Source organism: Burkholderia sp. AU33803 (assembly GCF_002223095.1).
Classification (GTDB): domain Bacteria; phylum Pseudomonadota; class Gammaproteobacteria; order Burkholderiales; family Burkholderiaceae; genus Burkholderia.
Genome location: NZ_NKFJ01000002.1, coordinates 108751 through 128455 on the forward strand (window position 1 = coordinate 108751; position 19705 = coordinate 128455).

Sequence of the window (19705 nt, forward strand, 5' to 3'; positions counted from 1 at the left end):
GTCAAGACTTGACTTATACACATTTTCCACGTTGCAGCGCGGTAGAGCCCTGTATCGGTCAATTTGTCTCGCTATGGTTCGGTAATTTGAATAGCAGCCTTATGGCATAAGGCTTCGCGGGGCACCGCAACAAGCGGGCAAAATCAGCGGAAAGCGCGGCCCGGCGCGCGTTGCGGCCGTCGAGCGGCGAGTTCTCAACAAAGTTATCCACAGGCTGGGCAGGGTATACGGCGATTCCTAATGCGAATCCAAAACTTAGCGCCGAATCTGAAGTTTTACTTTAAGTTTGCTGCCCCGATGCGGGCGCGGATGTCGGCCGTCCATGCCCATGCGGCGCATCCCGCCGCCGGAGCGCCGCGATGAGCGGCACCTATCTGCGCGTCGCGCTCGACCATCCGCTCGCCACCCTGTTCGACTACCGCTGCGACGCGCAACCGGCGCCGGGGCCTGGCACGCTCGTGCAGGTGCCGTTCGGCAAGCGGCAGGCCGTCGGGCTCGTCTGCGAAGTGACGACTCACACCGACGTGCCGCCGTCGCGGCTGCGCGCGATCGACGCGATCTGCACCGACCTGCCGCCGTTGTCGCCGGACTGGCTCGCGCTCGTGTCGTTCGCCGCGGATTACTACCAGCGCGGGCGTGGCGAGGTCGCGCTGCCGGCGTTGCCGCAGGCGCTGCGCGATGCCGGGCGCTGGGGGCGGCTGCTCGCGCCCGAGGTGCGGTACCGGCCGACGGAGGCGGGCCGCGCGGCGCTGCCCGATGCATTGCCCGCGCGCGGCGCCGCGCTGCGTCGGCTCGCGCAGGCGCTGGTCGACACCGGCTCGCTGGCGCTGCCCGACGCGCGCGCGCTGCACCCGAAGGCCGCGGCCACGCTCGACGACTGGGCGGCGCGCGGCTGGGTCGACATCGAGGAGATCGGCTGGGCCGATGCGCCTGTGCCCAAAGCTGTGGATAACCTGTTGGCAGCCGGTGGACGAACTGTGCCGCCGGCGCTCACGGACCAGCAGGCCGAGGCGCTCGACGTGATTCGCGCCGCGCAGGGCTTCGCGCCGTTCCTGCTGCACGGCGTGACCGGCAGCGGCAAGACCGAGGTCTATCTGCATGCGCTCGCGTCGCTGCTCGACGCGCGGCCGGATGCGCAGGCGCTCGTGCTCGTTCCCGAAATCAACCTGACGCCACAGTTCGAGGCCGCGTTTCGCGCGCGCTTCGCGGGGGCGCTCGCCGACGACGCGATCGTCACGCTGCACAGCGGGCTCGCCGAGGGCGAGCGTGCGCGCAACTGGCTCGCCGCGCATACGGGCCGCGCGCGGATCGTGCTCGGCACGCGCCTCGCGGTGCTCGCGTCGATGCCGACGCTCGCGCTGATCGTCGTCGACGAGGAGCACGAGCCCGCGTACAAGCAGCAGGAAGGGCTGCGCTACTCGGCGCGCGATCTCGCCGTGTGGCGCGCGAAGCAGCTCGGCATCACGGTCGTGCTCGGCTCGGCGACGCCGTCGCTCGAAAGCTGGTGGCAGGCCGAGCAGGGCCGCTACACGCGGCTCACGCTGTCGCGCCGCGCGGTGGCCGACGCGACGCTGCCGACCGTGCGGCTGATCGATCTCGAAGAGGAACGGCGGCGCGGGCGCGCGTCGATGGGCGGGCTGTCGGGGCCGCTCGTCGCGGCGCTGAAGGCGCGGCTCGAGCGCGGCGAACAGAGCCTCGTGTTCCTGAACCGGCGCGGTTACGCGCCGCAGCTCGCGTGCGACGCCTGCGGCTGGGTCGCCGGCTGCCCGCGCTGCAGCGCGTACGTCGTGCTGCACAAGCCCGAGCACGCGCTGCGCTGCCATCACTGCGGCTGGGAAGCGCGCATTCCGCGGTCGTGCCCCGAGTGCGGGAACGTCGACATCGCGCCGCTTGGGCGCGGCACGCAACGCATCGAGGAGGCGCTCGCCGAGGCTGTGCCGGGTGCGCGCGTGCTGCGGATCGACGCGGACAGCACGCGTCGCAAGGGCAGCGCGCAGGCGCTTTTTTCCGATGTGCACGCGGGTGAGGTCGATATCCTCGTCGGCACGCAGATGATCGCGAAGGGGCACGACTTCCAGCGCGTGTCGCTCGTCGGCGTGCTCAATGCCGATACCGCGCTGTTCTCGCATGACTTTCGCGCGAGCGAACGGCTGTTCGCGCAGCTGATGCAGGTGAGCGGCCGTGCGGGGCGTGCCGGGCTGCCGGGCGAGGTGCTCGTGCAGACGCGTTACCCGCGCCACGCGCTGTACCACGCGCTCGGGCGGCAGGATTACGTCGGCTTCGCGAATTCGACGCTCGGCGAGCGCCGCGACGCGCACCTGCCGCCGTTCGTTTACCAGGCGCTGCTGCGCGCCGAAGGGCGCACGCTGGACGCCGCGCTCGCGTTCCTGCTGCAAGCCGCGGCCGCGTTGCCGGGGCTGCCGGGCGCCGATCGCGTGACCGTCTACGACGCGGTGCCGATGACGATCGTCAAGGTCGCGAACGTGCATCGCGCGCAGTTGCTGCTCGAAAGCGCGTCACGGGCGGCGCTGCAGCATGCGCTGCGCGCATGGCAGCCGGAGCTGCGCGCATTGAAAGGCGTGCTGCGATGGAGCGTCGAGGTCGATCCGCTGGATATCTGAGCTGAGCGGCGGCGCGGCATGCGGCCGTCGTGCTGCGTGCCGCTGCGTTGCATTCCCAACCGCCGGGCCGGGTACCCCCGAACCGTCTCTTGCCGCCCGGCCGCACCGTGGCGTTTCACCTTCCGTCGCACCCAGTGCAACCCGTTTTCGTCCGCCGCGACCCGCGCGGAAGGTTGCGCACGCCTGTCAAACCGGCCCGCTCAGGGAAAACACCGATCCTCCGACCACGGGCAACCCCTAGGTTGCAACCGCATAAGTGGCTGATTATATTGAGTAACTTATGGGTGCAACCTATCTCGCAATTTGGTTGCACCTTTTTATTGCGTGCCGTAGGATTTCGCGCATCCTCTCACACCACATTGCCGGGCTCGCACCGGCGCACGAACCCACCATGGCAAGCACGACTCTCGGCGTCAAAGTCGACGACCTTCTCCGCTCGCGCCTCAAGGACGCCGCCGCGCGTCTCGAGCGCACTCCCCACTGGCTGATCAAGCAGGCGATCTTCGCGTATCTCGAGCGGATCGAGCACGGCCAGCTGCCGCCCGAGCTGTCGGGCCACAGCGGCGTGACGGAGCTCGCCGACGGCCAGTCGGCGGACGGCGACGACGACAACTCGCCGCATCCGTTCCTCGAGTTCGCGCAGAACGTGCAACCGCAATCGGTGCTGCGCGCGGCGATCACGGCGGCGTACCGCCGCCCCGAGCCGGAATGCGTGCCGTTCCTGCTCGGCCAGGCGCGCCTGCCCGCGAACCTGCAGGCGGACGTGCAGGCGCTCGCGACGAAGCTCGTCGAGGCGTTGCGCGAGAAGAGCTCGGGCGGCGGCGTCGAAGGGCTGATCCACGAATTCTCGCTGTCGAGCCAGGAAGGCGTCGCGCTGATGTGCCTCGCCGAAGCGCTGCTGCGCATTCCCGATCGCGCGACCCGCGATGCGCTGATCCGCGACAAGATCAGCAAGGGCGACTGGCGCTCGCACGTCGGCCACGCGCCGTCGCTGTTCGTGAACGCGGCCACGTGGGGGCTGATGATCACCGGCAAGCTCGTGACGACCAACAGCGAAGCGGGGCTGTCGTCGGCGCTGACGCGCCTGATCGGCCGCGGCGGCGAGCCGCTGATCCGCAAGGGCGTCGACATGGCGATGCGCCTGATGGGCGAGCAGTTCGTCACCGGCGAAACGATTTCCGAAGCACTGGCGAACAGCCGCAAGTACGAAGCGCGCGGTTTCCGCTACTCGTACGACATGCTCGGCGAAGCGGCGACGACCGAAGAGGACGCGCAGCGCTACTACGCATCGTACGAACAGGCGATCCACGCGATCGGCAAGGCGGCCGGCGGCCGCGGCATCTACGAAGGCCCGGGCATCTCGATCAAGCTGTCCGCGCTGCACGCACGCTACTCGCGCTCGCAGCAGGACCGCACGATGAGCGAGTTGCTGCCGCGCGTGCGCGCGCTCGCGCTGCTCGCGCGCCGCTACGACATCGGCCTGAACATCGACGCCGAAGAGGCCGACCGCCTCGAACTGTCGCTCGACCTGCTCGAGGCGCTGTGCTTCGATCCGGATCTCGCGGGCTGGAACGGCATCGGCTTCGTCGTGCAGGGCTACCAGAAGCGCTGCCCGTTCGTGATCGACTACCTGATCGATCTCGCGCGCCGCAGCCGCCATCGCCTGATGATCCGCCTCGTGAAGGGCGCGTACTGGGATACCGAGATCAAGCGTGCGCAGGTCGACGGCCTCGAAGGCTATCCGGTCTACACGCGCAAGATCTACACCGACGTGTCGTACCTCGCGTGCGCGAAGAAGCTGCTCGCGGCGCCGGATGCCGTGTACCCGCAGTTCGCGACGCACAACGCGTACACGCTGGCCGCGATCTACCAGCTCGCGGGCCAGAACTACTACCCGGGCCAGTACGAGTTCCAGTGCCTGCACGGGATGGGCGAGCCGCTGTACGAGGAAGTCACCGGCCGCGACAAGCTGAACCGCCCGTGCCGCGTGTACGCACCGGTCGGCACGCACGAGACGCTGCTCGCATACCTGGTGCGCCGCCTGCTCGAGAACGGCGCGAACACGTCGTTCGTGAACCGCATCGCGGATAAAACCGTGTCGGTGAAGGAACTGGTCGCCGACCCGGTCGACGAGGCATCGAAGGTCGTGCCGCTCGGCGCGCCGCACGCGAAGATCCCGCTGCCGCGCAACCTGTACGGCGACGAGCGTCCCAACTCGATGGGCCTCGACCTGTCGAACGAACACCGCCTCGCGTCGCTGTCGTCCGCGCTGCTCGCGAGTGCGCATTTCCCGTGGCGCGCCGCGCCGATGCTCGCCGACGACACGCTCGCCGACGCACCGGCCCGCGACGTGCGCAACCCGGCCGACCAGCGCGACCTGGTCGGCACGGTCAGCGAAGCGACGGCCGAACACGTGAGCGCGGCGCTCGCGCACGCGGTGGCCGCCGCGCCGATCTGGCAGGCGACGCCGGTCGACGCGCGTGCCGACTGCCTGGTGCGCGCGGCCGACCTGCTCGAAGCGCAGATGCACACGCTGATGGGCCTGATCGTGCGCGAAGCCGGTAAATCGCTGCCGAACGCGATCGCCGAGATCCGCGAAGCGGTCGACTTCCTGCGCTACTACGCCGCACAGATCCGCGACGAATTCTCGAACGACACGCACCGCCCGCTGGGCCCCGTGGTCTGTATCAGCCCGTGGAACTTCCCGCTCGCGATCTTCATGGGGCAGGTCGCCGCGGCACTCGCCGCCGGTAACACGGTGCTCGCGAAGCCGGCCGAACAGACGCCGCTGATCGCCGCGCAGGCCGTGCGCCTGCTGCGCGAGGCCGGCGTGCCGGCCGGTGCAGTGCAGCTGCTGCCGGGCACCGGCGAGACGGTCGGCGCGGCGCTGGTGGCCGATGCGCGTACGCGTGCGGTGATGTTCACCGGCTCGACCGAAGTCGCGCGCCTGATCAACAAGACGCTGTCCGCGCGTCTCGACCCGGACGGCAAGCCGATTCCGCTGATCGCCGAAACGGGCGGCCAGAATGCGATGATCGTCGACTCGTCGGCGCTCGCGGAGCAGGTCGTCGCGGACGTGATGCAGTCGTCGTTCGACTCGGCCGGTCAACGGTGTTCGGCGCTGCGCGTTCTGTGTCTGCAGGACGACGTTGCGGACCGCACGCTGACGATGTTGAAGGGCGCGATGCACGAACTGGCGCTCGGCAATCCCGACCGGCTGTCGACGGACGTCGGCCCGGTGATCGACGGCGAAGCGAAGCAGACGATCGACGCGCACGTCGCGGCGATGAAGGACAAGGGCCACGCGGTCACGCAACTGCCGATGCCCGACGCATGTGCGCACGGCACGTTCGTGCCGCCGACGCTGATCGAGATCGGCAGCATCGACGAGCTGAAGCGCGAAGTGTTCGGCCCGGTGCTGCACGTGGTGCGTTACCGCCGCAGCCAGCTCGACAAGCTGCTGGAGCAGATCCGCGCGACCGGCTATGGCCTGACGCTCGGCATCCACACGCGCATCGACGAGACGATCGCGCACGTGATCTCGAATGCGCACGTCGGCAACATCTACGTGAACCGCAACGTGATCGGCGCGGTGGTCGGCGTGCAGCCGTTCGGCGGCGAAGGGCTGTCGGGCACGGGCCCGAAGGCCGGCGGCGCGCTGTACCTGCAGCGCCTGCTCGCGACGCGTCCGTCGGGCCTGCCGCGTTCGCTCGCGCAGTCGCTGGTGGCGGACGGCGCGGTGGAAGGCGACGCACGCGGCAACCCGGCGGCGGCGCTCACGACGCTGCGCGACTGGCTGATCGAGCAGCGCGAGCCGGCGCTGGCCGCGCGTTGCGACGGCTATCTGGCCCAGGTGCCGGCCGGTGCGACCGCAGTGCTGACCGGTCCGACGGGCGAGCGAAACACGTATACACTCGGCCCGCGCGGCACGGTGTTGTGTGTCGCGGCCACGCCGGGCGGTGCGCGCGCGCAGTTCGCGGCGGTGCTGGCGACCGGTAACCGCGCGCTGTTCGCGGGTGCCGCTGGCGAGGCGCTGGTTGCCGCGCTGCCGGCATCGCTGAAGGCGCACGCGAGCGTGCGCAAGCAGGCCGACGCGCCGTTCGACGCGGTGCTGTTCGAAGGCGACAGCGACGAACTGCAGACGCTCGTGAAGGACGTCGCGCAGCGGCCGGGCCCGATCGTGTCGGTGCAGGGCGTGTCGGTGGGCGCGTTCGAGAACGGCGATGCGGAAGATTACGCGCTGGAACGGCTGCTGACGGAGCGCTCGGTGAGCGTGAACACGGCCGCGGCGGGTGGCAATGCGAATTTGATGACGATCGGCTGACCATCCTTGCCGTTCGGATCAAACATAGGAAGCGGCAAGGCGATCCCGAAGCCGCTCCATTTACCCTGGTACCAAGGAGATGCTATGCAACACACGATGAAAAAGCTGGCAGGCGCGACGTTTGTCGCGGTCATGTCGCTGGCGGGGACGGCCCATGCGGATGACGTGAAGATCGGTTACGCAGGGCCGATGACGGGCGCGCAGGCGCACTACGGCAAGGATATGCAGAACGGGATCGCGCTCGCGATCGAGGATTTCAACGCGACGAGCCCGAAGATCGGCGGCAAGCCGGTGAAGTTCGTGCTCGACACGCAGGACGACCAGGCTGACCCGCGCACCGGCACGACGGTCGCGCAGAAGCTCGTCGACGACGGCATCAAGGGCATGCTCGGCCACTTCAACTCGGGCACGACGATTCCGGCTTCGCGCATCTACGCGAACGCGGGCATTCCGCAGATCGCGATGGCGACCGCACCGGAATACACGCAGCAGGGTTACAAGACGACCTTCCGCATGATGACGTCCGACACGCAGCAGGGCTCGGTGGCCGGCACGTTCGCGTCGAAGGATCTCGGCATGAAGAAGATCGCGATCGTCGACGACCGCACGGCCTACGGCCAGGGTCTCGCCGACCAGTTCGAGAAGGCCGCGAAGGCCGGCGGCGCGACGATCGTCGACCGTGAATTCACGAACGACAAGGCGGTCGACTTCAAGGCGATCCTGACCAAGCTGAAGGCGGCGAAGCCGGATCTCGTCTACTACGGCGGCGCGGATTCGCAGGCGGCACCGATGGTCAAGCAGATGAAGGCGCTCGGCATCACCGCCCCGCTGATGAGCGGCGAAATGGTGAAGACGCCGACGTTCCTGAAGATCGCGGGCAACGCGGCCGACGGCACGATCGCTTCGCTGGCAGGCCTCCCGCTGGAAGAAATGCCGGGCGGCAAGACGTACGCCGACAAGTACAAGAAGCGCTTCGGCGAAGACGTGCAGACGTACTCGCCGTACGCGTACGACGGCGCGATGGCGCTGTTCAACGCGATGAAGAAGGCCGATTCGACCGATCCGGCGAAGTACCTGCCGGTGCTCGCGAAGACCGACATGGCCGGCGTGACGTCGACGCACGTCGCGTATGACGCGAAGGGCGACCTGAAGAACGGCGGCATCACGATGTACAAGGTCGAGAAGGGCGAGTGGAAGCCGCTGAAGAGCATCGGCGGGAAGTAAGCCGCCTTTGATGTGACGCGCAGGCGGCGGCGCATGTCGCCGCCCCGTCGATCATGCGAAAAAGCCACCGGGCCGTCGGGCCGGGTGGCTTTTTCTTTGGCGGTGCACAGCCAGGTAGTACATACGGCTCTTGCCGGCGATGATTCAACGGTTTGGGTACGTTCCGAGGGGGGCGCCGCGTGAATACGTCAATGCCTCATCGATGCGACTGGCGGCAGTGCGGGGTTACTTATCTTCACAGCACTTGTTGGGGCAATCGGGCAGGAAGGAAATTTCCACACGCCGCCCATTATCCACGTCCCCATGCGAATAGACGCGGGCGCTCGTCTTAATGGTTCCGCGTAGAAAACCGAATTGCTTCAGCAGCGCATACGCGGTTTGCATTCGCGATTGTGCAAGGGGCAGTGCGCTCTGTTCGCTTTCCTCGGCATGGCCGCTAATCAGCGTTGTTTCCTTGGTTACGTGACGTGCGTAGGCGATTTTCTGGTTTGCTGTCCAGTTTGCAGTGCGGACGATTTCAGAATTCGATACATTTGAACTGTTTTTCGGAAAATGGATATCGAAATTTTCACTTGCGACACACGCAGATGCATGGCTAGACGCGACGACGCATAGGCCAGCAATTGATTTCATAGTTTATTATTTGGTGAGTTTTGTTGTCGGCGAGACGCCGGAGCGTCGCATAAATTTCCACATCCATTTTTGCAGAAAGGCAGAAGACTCACGCCGAGCTGCAAGTATCCTCCATGGCCGGTGCTATCGATTGGGTATGTAATTCGATTGACGTGCGTGTCAACATAGATATATTGAGGCTTGATGCCAAGCTGTATCAGGAAGTCTTTCAGCTGGTCACCTCTTGACTTTGCCAGATTCAAAGGGTTGCGTTCGTCGACATATGCGCTGGCGATGATTTGCGCCTGCACTTCAACATCGGGCCATTGCCGCGCAGCCAAAACCATATCCACTATCTTTATTCGATATGTATTTGGAATGCCGGGATAATTCAGAGGCACGCTTTCGAGCATGTGTTCCGATATCGTACAAGCGCTTGCGTGTTGAATAAAAGCAGTACCAGCAAGCGCGGCAACGGAAATCAGAAATTTTATCATTCAGTCACCAAATATTCTTTTTTAAGAATTCACTTATGTCATCAAAGTGCGCGATGTAGCATGCAATGCTGTCTGCATTTCTATGTGCACCTTCTGGATTGGCTTGTGCCCAATACCCGATCCCCCGAGCAAACCCATAGTTGACGTCGTCCGCATCGAATGTGTCAATGTAATGGGAACATTCGTGAATGAGAATTTTCAATTTGCAGTTTCCAGCAACGTACACATCCTCGACAGTGCAGAAATGCGGGTAAATCGCGATTATTCGACGTGCCGAATCGGGCTTGCATACAGCCGCGTCATTTGCGCCAGTATCAGGGGCCACTGAGCATGTAAGTTGCCGTTGGCTTTGTTCGTCCCATCTTATGATCTTCTCGGGCTGTAGTTCGCACATAGCCGCAGCGAGCCTGGGCAGGCCGAAACTTAGTTTTTGACGTATCGCTTCGTCGCTTCGGCCAAACCAGAATTGCACTCTATCTCGGGCAATTTTATCCCATCGCGCCAGATCCGATATGCGTTCCTCAATTAAGATCACCGCGGTGTCCCGTAGTCGCATTATTAGGGATCTGAACGCCTTGTTACTCATGTTGGGGCAGATTGGCATCGTGTTGATTGATATATAGACCATGGACCCCGGATTGGTGTTGGTGACGGCCCCCGAATGGACGAGGACCCATTCTTCGTTTTCCTGAACTTCGAATTCGTATTTATTTCCCGAAAAGCCGCTCATTGCGTCAAGGCCCCTTTGTATAGATTTTCAGAGATGCTGCGGCGTCGGTCGCAATTCGATCTGTTTGCCCGGCCGCGTCCGTGATGCCTGCGAAGATCTGCCCGGTGTCGGTGATGATTCGATAGCGAACGTTGGCGAGCGGGCGGTGTGCATCATCGAGCAAGGTAAATTGCTCGTCATGTACGGCATCCGATAAGGCAAACGGCAGATGGGCTGCACCAGGTTTGCGCCCATCCAGCGTCGAAATTTCGCCCGCAGTAAAAGTCATCCGCATGCCGCGCTCAGCGTAGAAGATCGGCGGTGGGTTGCATCCGCAGACATTGATATCCCCGCTCAATGCCCACTGTTTGCCGTTCGGGCCGGTGCCTGGCCAACGCGGCCCTTGCGGTGCGATGTATCCTTCGCGCTTGCAGGCCGAGCAGTAGGTCTTCATATCGAGTGTGGCGATATGAACCGTCGGCGGCGGATTGGAACAGGTCACGCGGTCGAGGCCTTCAACAATGACCGCTTCCCCGGCGCGGTCGCCTTTGGCAAGAAAGTAGCGGATCATGAGCGCTACCTCAGCGGGGCATGGCCGAGCGGGTGACGATGCCAAAAACAGCGGACGACGCCACGCCTTGTCGCTCGGGACTATCGGTGATCGTGTCGCCGTTATCGAGTTCGCTGCCAACGAAGGCGAGCGGCGCGAAGTCGGCCCGGTCGGCCAAACCCAGACCGGTCGTCACGCGCGCGGTTGAGCCGTCGGGATAGCGGATCAGGTCGCCCACCGTGGCAGCTTTGCCCAAGTGCGGCGCTACTTCCCATGTGCCGGACGGCTCGCGTAATGCACCGCCGCGCGCTGTTGTCGCGCCACGTACCGCCAGTCTGTAGGCAGGCGGTGCGGGTGGCGGCACATAGGTCGGATCGAACAGGCCCGAAACGCATTGCCCATCCCCTGCGTGAATGCCCCACGAAGTGCGCAGCGTTTCGGTAATGCGGTCGCCGTTGCTCAACCGGCTGCCCACTAACGCGAATGGCTTGCCTCCGCTATGGTTGTTTCCCGCGCCGTCGATAATCGCGGCCTCGCTACCGTCGTCGTAGGTCACCACATCGCCGACGCAGGCGACTTCCAATCCGGCCAATGTCAGGCCGCTGGTTGCGGTGGTGACACGTCCACCGCGTTCCGTGAGCGCGCCAACGGTGGCGAAAAGATGGGTCGGTCCTTTGGGTTCGTTTTTCATCCGGCTTCCCTGTCTCAGTAAATGGAATGGCTGCCTAGAGACGCTATTCCAGTTAAGAAACGTCGATCAATCGGACGAATATGATTCAGAGCTGGTAACTTCTATTACTTGTTCCGTTCTGCCTGTTGCATTGACCGCGCGTGCGCGAATGCGCTAGCTCAATCGCGGATACTCAGTCCCTGCGCACACGCAGCAAGAACTTCTGCAGCTTCCCCGTCGGTGTACGCGGCAGCGCCTGCGCGAACGTGAATTCGCGCGGGATCTTGTACGCGGCCAGCCGCTCGCCGCAGAACGCGCGCAGTGCATCCGCGTTGGGCACGCTGCCCGCGCGCAGCACCACGTGCGCGACGACCGTCTCGCCCCAGTCGGGATGCGGGACGCCGACGACCGCCGCCTCGGCGATGTCCGGGTGCGCCCCGAGCACGTCCTCCACCTCCTTCGAATAGACGTTCTCGCCGCCTGTCACGATCATGTCCTTCAGCCTGTCGACGATGAACAGATAGCCATCCTGATCTATCCGCGCGATGTCGCCGGTGCGATACCAGCCGTCCGGCGCGAACGCGGCGCGCGTCGCGGCCGCATCGTCGAGATAGCCGAGCATCATGCTGTCGGTCTTCAGCCAGATCTCGCCGGTCTCGCCTGGTTGTGCGTCGAGGCCGTCCATCCGCACGACGCGCAGGTCGACGCCCGGGCCGCCGGTGCGGCCGATCGAACCGGCCTTCGCGATCTGCTCGTCCGGATACAGCGTCGTGCCGGCCGGCCCGGCTTCCGTCATGCCGTACACCTGGAAGAACGCGTTGCTGCGATACGCACGCGTGAGACGCTCGGCCTGCGCGGGGCCGATCGGGCCGCCACCGTACAGCCACGCGCGCACGCTCGACAGGTCGAACGCCGCGAAGCCGTCGACCGTGTCGAGCGGCAGCAGGTACGACACCGGCGCGCCGAAATACAGCGTCACGCGCTCGCGCTCGACGGCCTGCAGGAAGCGCAGCGGATGATATTCGCGCAGCAGCACGACGGTTCCGCCCGCGACTAGCGTGCCGCCGAACCAGTTGTTGAGCGGCGACGAATGCCAGATCGGCATCGCCATCAGCGTGCGCTCGTGGCGGCCGATGCCGGTCGCGAGCGCCGCCTGCATCGCCGCGAGCGTAACGGTGCGGTGGCTGTGCACGCAGCCTTTCGGGTGGCCGGTCGTGCCGGACGTATAGAGGATCTGCGCGATGTCGTCGTCGGCCGGCTCGATGCCCGCGAGGCCGTCCATCGTCGCGCACAGCGTGTCGAAGCACGGCACGCCGTCGAGTTCGCCTTCGGTCACGAGCCGCCGCGCGGGATGCAGGAGCCGTTCGACCACCGGCGCAAGCGCCACGTCGAACAGCAGCGCCTTGCTGCGGCTGTGTTCGAGCACGTAGTCGACTTCCGGCGCCTGCAGCTTGTGGTTGACCGGCACGAACGTCGCGCCGAGCCGCCACGCGCCGAACATCAGGTCGACGAACGCCGGCGTGTTGAAGCACATCGCGGCGACGCGGTCGCCAGCCGCGACGCCGAGCGCGCTCAGCACGGCTGCCGCGCGGTGCGAGCGCTCGCGCGCGGCGGCATAGGTGATCGTCGCGGATTCGCTGACGAGGAATGGCTGGTCGGGCGTCGCACGGGCGGCGCGGTCGAGGGCGGCGACGAGGTTCATCGTGACTCCGGGCGGGCGTGCGAAGGCGAACTGGGCCTTACCAAGCTATCCAAAGGGCATCAGGCCGGGTACGCGCGCTGCAGCAGCGCGGCGACGTCGATCGCGTGCGGATCGAAGCCGCCCGCGATGCGGCCCCAGTCGGGCGCGGCGAGCCGCGTCGCGACGAATCCGTCGGCAACGGCCGCCGGCGCATCGCGGCGCAGCAGGCACGCCTGCGCGAGCACCGCGAGCCGCTGCGCGAACACGCGGCCCGACGCCTCGAGCGTGTCGGCCGGCGCCGCGAGCATCGCACGCAGCGCTTCGAGCGCCGTGCGGATGCGCGGTTCGCCCGCGCCGAGATCGGCGAGTTCGGCGAACAGGGCGGCGGCCGCGTCGGGCTCGCGCGATATCGCGCGCAGCACGTCGAGGCACATCACGTTGCCGGAGCCTTCCCAGATCGAGTTGACGGGCGCCTCGCGGAACAGCCGCGCGATCGGGCCGTCGTCGACGTAGCCGTTGCCGCCGAACACTTCCATCACCTCGCCGGTCAGCTCGACCGCGCGCTTGCACACCCAGAATTTCGCGGCGGGCGTGACGATGCGCTTCCATGCGCGTTCGCGCGGCGAGTCGTCGCGCTCGAACGCATCGGCGAGACGCATCGAGAGGGACAGCGCGGCCTCGCTTTCGAGCGCGAGATCGGCGAGCACGGTGCGCATCAGCGGCTGCTCGGCGAGCGCGCGGCCGAACGCATGACGCTGGCGCGTGTACGCGATCGCCTGCACGACGCCCTGGCGCAGCATCGCCGCGCTGCCGAGCACGCAGTTCAGCCGCGTGGTGGTGGCCATCTCGATGATGGTCGGGATGCCGCGGCCTTCGTCGCCGAGCATGATGCCCCACGCGTCGTTCAGCTCGATCTCGCTGCTCGAGTTGCTGCGGTTGCCGACCTTGTCCTTCAGCCGCTGGATCTCGACCGCGTTCTTGGTGCCGTCCGGCCGCCAGCGCGGCACGTAGAAGCACGACGGGCTGCCGGCTTCGGTGCGTGCGACGACGAGGTGGGCATCGCACATCGGCGCCGAGAAAAACCACTTGTGGCCGTGCAGCCGGTATTCGCCGCCGCGTCCGCCCGCGCCGACGGCGCTCGCGAGCGTCGTGTTCGCGCGCACGTCGGAGCCGCCCTGTTTCTCGGTCATGCCCATGCCGAACCAGATCGAGCGCTTGTCGGCGACCGGCACGTCGCGCGGATCGTAGTCGTTGCTGTAGAGCTTGTCGCGCAGCAGGTCCCACAGCGCGGGCTCCTTCTGCAGCACGGGAATCGCGGCCTGCGTCATCGTCGCCGGGCACAGCGTGCCGGCCTCGATCTGGCCATGCAGGTAGAAGCCGGCCGCGGTCGCGGCCCAGCGGCCGCGGCGCGTGTCGCGGAACGCGAGCGACACGAAACCTTCGTGGCGGTACTGGCCGAGCAGCGTGTGCCAGGCCGGGTGGAAGTCGACGCGGTCGATGCGCCGGCCGCGCCGGTCGAAGGTGTGCAGTTCCGGCGTGTGGCGGTTCGCCTCGTCGGCGAGGCGCGCGGTGTCGGCGCTGCCGAGCCGCGCGCCGTACGCGTCGAGCTGCGGCACGGCCCAGTCGGCGCCCGCGCGGGTGAGCGCATCGCGCAGCGCGATGTCCGTCGCGAAGAGGTTATAGTCGACCAGTTCGTCGAACTGGTTCGTGACGGCGTGAGTCGATTCGGTCATCGAGGTGTCTCCGGTCTCATGCTGCGCGGGCGGCCGGCGTCATGCCGCACGGATGACGCTTCGGCGCCGGCTCCGGCCCCCGGTAAAACGCATGCCCTGCTGATTTCCAGAGTAGCAAATATGCCGCCGCGACATGTTCAGGTTCCGGCGCCGCCCGGCCAGCCGACGGCGCAACCCGCGCCCGCCTTGCGCCGCCGGCCGCGCCAGTCGCGCGCGCAGGCGAGTTCCGACGCGCTGCAGCAGGCGTTCGTTCAGCTTTTGCTCGAACGCGGCTACGCGAAGGCGACGATCCGCGAGATCGCGGCGGTCGCGGGCGTGAGCATCGGCACCTTCTACGAATACTTCGGCGACAAGCAGAGCCTCGCGGCGCTCTGCATCCATCGGCACGTACAGGCGTTGGCCGACCGGCTGCGCGACGCCATCGCGCGATTGCACGGCGCGCCGCGGGCCGAACTCGCCGCCGCGCTCGTCGACCTGCAGGTCGACGCGATCGGCGCCGACGCGGCGCTGTGGGGCGCGCTGTTCGCGCTGGAGCGGCAGGTGTCGCCGCTCACCGCCTACCGCCGGCATTACGACGCGTACGTCGCGCTGTGGCGCGACGCACTCGCGCACGCGGCCGATCCGCCGCCGGCCGCACGGCTCGACGGGCTCGCGCGGATGGCGCACACGATCTGCTACGGCGGGCTTTCCCAGGCGTTGCTGACGCTCGGGCCCGCGTTCGACATCGCCGCGCTGCGCGACGAACTGCGGGCCGTGCTGCTCGCCTACCTGGCGGCGGCCGGCCGGTAGCAGGCCCTAGGGGAAATGCCTGATTCGCATGTCGCCCCGGCAGGCTAGCCTTGCCGCTGCGTACCCCTTCCCACGGGCCATGAGAAAAATGCATGGCCGCCATGACGAACTTTCGATTGTCGACCGATATTGGCTCGGGCTAAATCGTGCGACAGATGCAGGCCGTGCGTGTCGCACGCGGCCGCCCGAAGGACATCAGAAGGAGGAGTCATGCGAAGCGCGACCGCGCCCCGTTCGAAACTGCCCGACGTCGGGACGACGATCTTCACGGTGATCGGCCAACTGGCTGCCCGGCACGATGCGTTGAACCTGTCGCAGGGGGCGCCGAATTTCGCGCCCGATCCGGCGCTCGTCGAAGGCGTCGCGCGCGCGATGCGCGACGGGCACAACCAGTACGCGCCGATGGCCGGCGTCATGGCGCTGCGCGAGCGGCTCGCCGAGAAGACCGACGCGCTGTACGGCACGCACTACGATCCGGCTACCGAGATCACGGTGATCGCGAGCGCCAGCGAAGGGCTCTACGCGGCGATCAGCGCGCTCGTGCATCCGGGCGACGAGGTGATCTACTTCGAGCCGTCGTTCGACAGCTATGCGCCGATCGTGCGGCTGCAGGGCGCGACGCCGGTGGCGATCAAGCTGTCGCCCGAGCATTTCCGCGTGAACTGGGACGAAGTCGCCGCGGCGATCAACCCGCGCACGCGGATGATCATCGTCAACACGCCGCACAACCCGACCGCGACCGTGTTTTCCGCCGACGACCTCGAACGGCTCGCGCAGCTCACGCGCGATACCGGCATCGTGATCCTGTCCGACGAGGTCTACGAGCACGTCGTGTTCGACGGCGCGCAGCACCAGAGCATGGCGCGCCATCGCGAGCTGGCCGAGCGCAGCGTGATCGTGTCGTCGTTCGGCAAGTCGTTCCACGTGACGGGCTGGCGGGTCGGCTATTGCCTCGCGCCGGCCGAGCTGATGGACGAGATCCGCAAGGTGCACCAGTTCATGGTGTTCGCAGCCGACACGCCGATGCAGGTCGCGTTCGCGGAGATCCTCGCGCGGCCGGACAGCTATCTCGGCCTGTCGGCGTTCTACCAGGCCAAGCGCGACCTGCTCGCGCGCGAGCTGGCCGATTCGCGTTTCGAACTGCTGCCGAGCGAAGGCTCGTTCTTCATGCTCGCGCGCTTCCGGCACTTCTCGGACGAAAGCGACAGCGATTTCGTGCTGCGCCTGATCCGCGACGCGCGCGTCGCGACGATTCCGCTGTCGGCGTTCTATACCGACGGCACCGACGCCGGCGTGATCCGGCTCAGTTTCTCGAAGGACGACGCGACGCTGATCGAAGGCGCGCGGCGGCTGCGTTCGCTGTAAGGCCCGTACGGAAACCGGCGACGGGCACCCGGCGACGGGACGTCGCACCGACCAGACACAGGAGATCACGATGAAGCACACGGCCACCCTGAAACTCGCGTTCGCACTCGCGTGCGCCATCGGCTCGGGCGCGGCGCTCGCCGACGCGCCGACGCTGCGCTTCGGCCTCGAAGCGCAATATCCGCCGTTCGAATCGAAAGCGCCGAACGGCGACCTGCAAGGCTTCGACATCGACGTCGGCAATGCCGTCTGCCAGACGGCGAAGCTGTCGTGCAAATGGGTCGAGACGTCGTTCGACGGCCTGATTCCCGCGCTGCAGGGCCGCAAGTTCGACGCGATCAACTCGGCGATGAACGCGACCGAGCAGCGGCGCCAGGCGATCGACTTCACGACGATCATCTATCGCGTGCCGACCCAGTTGATCGCACGCACCGGCAGCGGCCTGCTGCCGACGCCGGAATCGCTCAAGGGCAAGCGCGTCGGCGTGCTGCAGGCGTCGATCCAGGAAACCTTCGCGAAGGCGCACTGGGAGCCGGCGGGCGTCGCGGTCGTCGCGTACCAGGACCAGAACCAGGCGTACGTGGACCTCGTCGCCGGCCGTCTCGACGCGACGCTCGTGCTCGCACCGTCCGGCCAGCGCGGCTTCCTGTCGCGTCCGGACGGCAAGGGCTTCTCGTTCGTCGGCCAGCCCGTGCGCGACGACAAGATTCTCGGCAATGGCATTGCATTCGGGCTGCGTAAAGGCGACAGCGCGCTGAAGGCGAAGCTCGACGCGGCGATCGACAAGCTGAAGGCGGACGGCACGGTGAAGTCGCTCGGCCTGAAGTATTTCGGCGATATCGACATCTCGGCGAAGTAAGCGGAGCCGCGCGCGATGCAGAACGGGAACACGGCCGCCGCGGGTGGCGAACAGGGCCACGCATCGTTGTCGGGTGACGCGATCGAAGCCGTGCTCGTCGCCGAACTGGGCGACGCGCTCGTGACGCGCGCGGTGGATATCGATCCGCGTTACTTCACCGCGTACAACGAGCCGGCCGGCGTGCGGCCGCGTGCGCTGGTGCGACCGCGCAGTGTCGACGACGTGTCGCGCACGCTCGCGCTGTGTGCGCGGCTCGGCCAGCCGGTCGTGCCGCAGGGCGGTTTGACCGGACTCGCGCGCGGTGCGGTCGCGCTCGGCGGCGAGGTGGTGCTGTCGATGGAGCGCTTCGCGGGCATCGAGGCGCTCGACGCGGCGGCCGGCACGATGACGGTACGCGCCGGAACGCCGCTGCAGACGGTGCAGGAAGCCGCGGAAGCGGCGGGTTTCACGTTCGGCGTCGATCTCGGCGCACGCGGCTCGTGCCAGATCGGCGGCATGCTCGCGACCAATGCGGGCGGCACGCGCGCGATCCGCTACGGGATGATGCGCGAGCAGGTGCTCGGGCTCGAGGCCGTGCTCGCGGACGGCACGGTCGTGTCTTCGATGAACCGGATGCTGAAGAACAACGCGGGCTACGACCTCAAGCAGCTGTTCATCGGCAGCGAAGGGACGCTCGGCGTCGTCACGCGCGCGGTGCTGCGGCTGCATCCGCTGCTGGCCGCGCCGGCCACGGCGCTCTGCCGCGTGCGCGACTACGACGCGGTCGTCGCGCTGTGGAACAGCGTGCGCATGTTGCCGGAGGTCGTCAGTTTCGAGGCGATGTGGCCGGCGTTCTACGACTACGTCGCGCGTCATACGCCGGGTGTTTCGGCGCCGTTCGTCGGCGACGATGGTTTCGCGATCCTGATCGAATGCGCGACGAGCGCACCGGGCGGCGATGCGCACCAGGTGCTGGAAGCCGGTCTCGCGGCGGGGTTCGACGCAGGGCTCGTGGAGGATGCGGTGCTCGCGACGTCGGAGCGGCAGGCGCGTGACTTGTGGACGCTGCGCGAAGGCCTCGCGATCGACGCGTTGCCGCAGCTCGTCAACTTCGACGTGAGCCTGCCGACGGGCGAACTCGGCGCATTCGCCGAGCGTTGCGAGGCGGCATTGCGGGCGCGCTGGCCGGACCTCACGTGCCTGTTCTTCGGCCATGTCGGCGACGGCAACGTGCATATCGGTGTGTCGCTGGCCGGGATGACCGACACGGACCTCGATGCGCTCGATCACTGCGTGTACGCGGTGGTGCGTGACATGGGCGGCTCGGTGTCGGCCGAGCACGGGATCGGCGTGCTCAAGCGCCCCTATCTCGCGCACACGCGCAGCGACGCGGAAATCGGATTGATGCGACGCCTGAAGGCCGCGCTGGATCCGCTCGGCATCCTGAACCCCGGCAAGGTGCTTTGATCGGGGTGACGCACGTTGCCGGCGGGAGCCGGCCGGCGTAACGCGTCAGCCGTCCACCCAGCGCAGCGCGCCGATCTTCAGGTGCTCGACGACGCTGCGTGCCCAGTCGAGTTCGGCATTGAGCAGGACGAGCGCATGCTCGTTCTGCAGCAGGAACAGGCGCGGCACCTGATCGGCCTGCGCGGTGGCGCGCAGCGTTTCGAGGCGTTCGCGCTCCGCGTCGAGCCGCGTGATTCGAAGCTCGAGCTGGTGGCGGGCATCTTCGGCGTCGAGCAGCGGCAGGAATGCGAGACCGGCGCCGAACGCCGGGAATTCACGCGCGGGCTCCGCGAGCAGCGCATGCAGCCACGCCTGCCCGGCCGTGTGCCCGGCCTCGGTCAGCGCATACAGCGTGCGCTCGGGAAACGCGCCGTCGCGCTCGGTGTCGTGCACGGCGATCAGCCCGTCGCGCAGCAGCCGGTCGATCGTCTGGTAGAGGCTCGTGCGCTGGCGCACGTTGACGACTTCGTCGTACCCGCGCGCCTTCAGCTGCTGCAGCATCCCGTAGGGATGCATCGGCGTTTCGGTGAGCGTCGCGAGGACGGCCAGCGCAAGCGGAGACGGACGGCTGGTGGACATGAATAGT

The 19705-nt window shown here is 66.9% G+C and carries 15 protein-coding genes; 7 read left to right on the forward strand and 8 right to left on the reverse strand.

What is annotated here, in order from left to right:
* The first annotated feature begins 359 nt into the window (after positions 1 to 359).
* From CFB41_RS00600 to CFB41_RS00610, 3 genes are all read left to right on the forward strand, one after another.
* Entirely contained in the window at positions 360 to 2621 is a 2262-nt protein-coding gene (locus tag CFB41_RS00600) for a primosomal protein N' (protein ID WP_089455344.1), read from the forward strand.
* A 391-nt stretch (positions 2622 to 3012) separates the two neighbouring features.
* Complete coding sequence (gene putA, locus CFB41_RS00605) at positions 3013 to 6945, forward strand: trifunctional transcriptional regulator/proline dehydrogenase/L-glutamate gamma-semialdehyde dehydrogenase (RefSeq protein WP_089455345.1); 3933 nt, start codon at positions 3013 to 3015, stop codon at positions 6943 to 6945.
* A gap of 84 nt (positions 6946 to 7029) precedes the next feature.
* Positions 7030 to 8169 carry a branched-chain amino acid ABC transporter substrate-binding protein gene (locus tag CFB41_RS00610; RefSeq protein WP_089438928.1) on the forward strand — a complete coding sequence of 380 codons (1140 nt, stop codon included), beginning with the start codon at positions 7030 to 7032 and terminating at the stop codon, positions 8167 to 8169.
* A gap of 225 nt (positions 8170 to 8394) precedes the next feature.
* On the opposite strand, the gene CFB41_RS00615 is transcribed toward CFB41_RS00610, so the two are convergent.
* The 7 genes from CFB41_RS00615 to CFB41_RS00640 all read right to left on the reverse strand — a co-directional run bounded on the left by CFB41_RS00615 (position 8395) and on the right by CFB41_RS00640 (position 14621).
* A complete protein-coding gene (locus tag CFB41_RS00615; protein ID WP_089455346.1) occupies positions 8395 to 8802 on the reverse strand; it encodes a hypothetical protein in 408 nt (135 codons plus the stop codon).
* Entirely contained in the window at positions 8799 to 9278 is a 480-nt protein-coding gene (locus CFB41_RS37115; RefSeq protein ID WP_144029894.1) for a hypothetical protein, read from the reverse strand. The genes CFB41_RS00615 and CFB41_RS37115 overlap by 4 nt, the downstream gene beginning before the upstream one ends.
* A 4-nt stretch (positions 9279 to 9282) precedes the next feature.
* Positions 9283 to 10008, reverse strand: coding sequence for a M35 family metallo-endopeptidase (locus tag CFB41_RS00620; RefSeq protein WP_089455347.1), 726 nt, complete (start codon positions 10006 to 10008; stop codon positions 9283 to 9285).
* A 4-nt stretch (positions 10009 to 10012) separates the two neighbouring features.
* Positions 10013 to 10558, reverse strand: coding sequence for a hypothetical protein (locus CFB41_RS00625; protein ID WP_089455348.1), 546 nt, complete (start codon positions 10556 to 10558; stop codon positions 10013 to 10015).
* A gap of 10 nt (positions 10559 to 10568) precedes the next feature.
* Positions 10569 to 11228, reverse strand: coding sequence for a PAAR domain-containing protein (locus CFB41_RS00630; protein WP_089455349.1), 660 nt, complete (start codon positions 11226 to 11228; stop codon positions 10569 to 10571).
* 172 nt (positions 11229 to 11400) lie between these two features.
* A complete protein-coding gene (locus tag CFB41_RS00635) occupies positions 11401 to 12909 on the reverse strand; it encodes a class I adenylate-forming enzyme family protein (protein WP_089455350.1) in 1509 nt (502 codons plus the stop codon).
* Positions 12910 to 12968: 59 nt separating this feature from the next.
* Positions 12969 to 14621, reverse strand: coding sequence for an acyl-CoA dehydrogenase family protein (locus CFB41_RS00640; RefSeq protein ID WP_089455351.1), 1653 nt, complete (start codon positions 14619 to 14621; stop codon positions 12969 to 12971).
* A 120-nt stretch (positions 14622 to 14741) separates the two neighbouring features.
* On the opposite strand from CFB41_RS00640, the gene CFB41_RS00645 reads away from it, so the two are divergent.
* From CFB41_RS00645 to CFB41_RS00660, 4 genes are all read left to right on the forward strand, one after another.
* Positions 14742 to 15410, forward strand: a complete 669-nt coding sequence (locus CFB41_RS00645; RefSeq protein WP_089455352.1) for a TetR/AcrR family transcriptional regulator — start codon at positions 14742 to 14744, stop codon at positions 15408 to 15410.
* A 210-nt stretch (positions 15411 to 15620) separates the two neighbouring features.
* On the forward strand, positions 15621 to 16775 hold the full coding sequence (locus CFB41_RS00650) for a pyridoxal phosphate-dependent aminotransferase (protein WP_089455353.1): 1155 nt from the start codon (positions 15621 to 15623) through the stop codon (positions 16773 to 16775).
* A gap of 70 nt (positions 16776 to 16845) precedes the next feature.
* Positions 16846 to 17634: an ABC transporter substrate-binding protein gene (locus tag CFB41_RS00655; RefSeq protein ID WP_089455354.1), complete on the forward strand. Its 789-nt coding sequence runs from the start codon at positions 16846 to 16848 to the stop codon at positions 17632 to 17634.
* Between the two features lie 15 nt (positions 17635 to 17649).
* Positions 17650 to 19080, forward strand: a complete 1431-nt coding sequence (locus CFB41_RS00660; protein ID WP_089455355.1) for an FAD-binding oxidoreductase — start codon at positions 17650 to 17652, stop codon at positions 19078 to 19080.
* A gap of 45 nt (positions 19081 to 19125) precedes the next feature.
* Here the strand turns inward: CFB41_RS00660 and CFB41_RS00665 are convergent, their stop codons facing one another.
* Positions 19126 to 19698, reverse strand: coding sequence for a PadR family transcriptional regulator (locus CFB41_RS00665; RefSeq protein ID WP_089424169.1), 573 nt, complete (start codon positions 19696 to 19698; stop codon positions 19126 to 19128).
* Between the last annotated feature and the right edge of the window lie 7 nt (positions 19699 to 19705).

Bases quoted from the DNA above. Each gene is read 5' to 3' on its own strand.
- CFB41_RS00600 (WP_089455344.1), top strand. From the start codon at position 360: ATGAGCGGCACCTATCTGCGCGTCGCGCTCGACCATCCGCTCGCCACC.
- putA (WP_089455345.1), top strand. From the start codon at position 3,013: ATGGCAAGCACGACTCTCGGCGTCAAAGTCGACGACCTTCTCCGCTCG.
- CFB41_RS00610 (WP_089438928.1), top strand. From the start codon at position 7,030: ATGCAACACACGATGAAAAAGCTGGCAGGCGCGACGTTTGTCGCGGTC.
- CFB41_RS00615 (WP_089455346.1), bottom strand. From the start codon at position 8,802: ATGAAATCAATTGCTGGCCTATGCGTCGTCGCGTCTAGCCATGCATCT.
- CFB41_RS37115 (WP_144029894.1), bottom strand. From the start codon at position 9,278: ATGATAAAATTTCTGATTTCCGTTGCCGCGCTTGCTGGTACTGCTTTT.
- CFB41_RS00620 (WP_089455347.1), bottom strand. From the start codon at position 10,008: ATGAGCGGCTTTTCGGGAAATAAATACGAATTCGAAGTTCAGGAAAAC.
- CFB41_RS00625 (WP_089455348.1), bottom strand. From the start codon at position 10,558: ATGATCCGCTACTTTCTTGCCAAAGGCGACCGCGCCGGGGAAGCGGTC.
- CFB41_RS00630 (WP_089455349.1), bottom strand. From the start codon at position 11,228: ATGAAAAACGAACCCAAAGGACCGACCCATCTTTTCGCCACCGTTGGC.
- CFB41_RS00635 (WP_089455350.1), bottom strand. From the start codon at position 12,909: ATGAACCTCGTCGCCGCCCTCGACCGCGCCGCCCGTGCGACGCCCGAC.
- CFB41_RS00640 (WP_089455351.1), bottom strand. From the start codon at position 14,621: ATGACCGAATCGACTCACGCCGTCACGAACCAGTTCGACGAACTGGTC.
- CFB41_RS00645 (WP_089455352.1), top strand. From the start codon at position 14,742: ATGCCGCCGCGACATGTTCAGGTTCCGGCGCCGCCCGGCCAGCCGACG.
- CFB41_RS00650 (WP_089455353.1), top strand. From the start codon at position 15,621: ATGCGAAGCGCGACCGCGCCCCGTTCGAAACTGCCCGACGTCGGGACG.
- CFB41_RS00655 (WP_089455354.1), top strand. From the start codon at position 16,846: ATGAAGCACACGGCCACCCTGAAACTCGCGTTCGCACTCGCGTGCGCC.
- CFB41_RS00660 (WP_089455355.1), top strand. From the start codon at position 17,650: ATGCAGAACGGGAACACGGCCGCCGCGGGTGGCGAACAGGGCCACGCA.
- CFB41_RS00665 (WP_089424169.1), bottom strand. From the start codon at position 19,698: ATGTCCACCAGCCGTCCGTCTCCGCTTGCGCTGGCCGTCCTCGCGACG.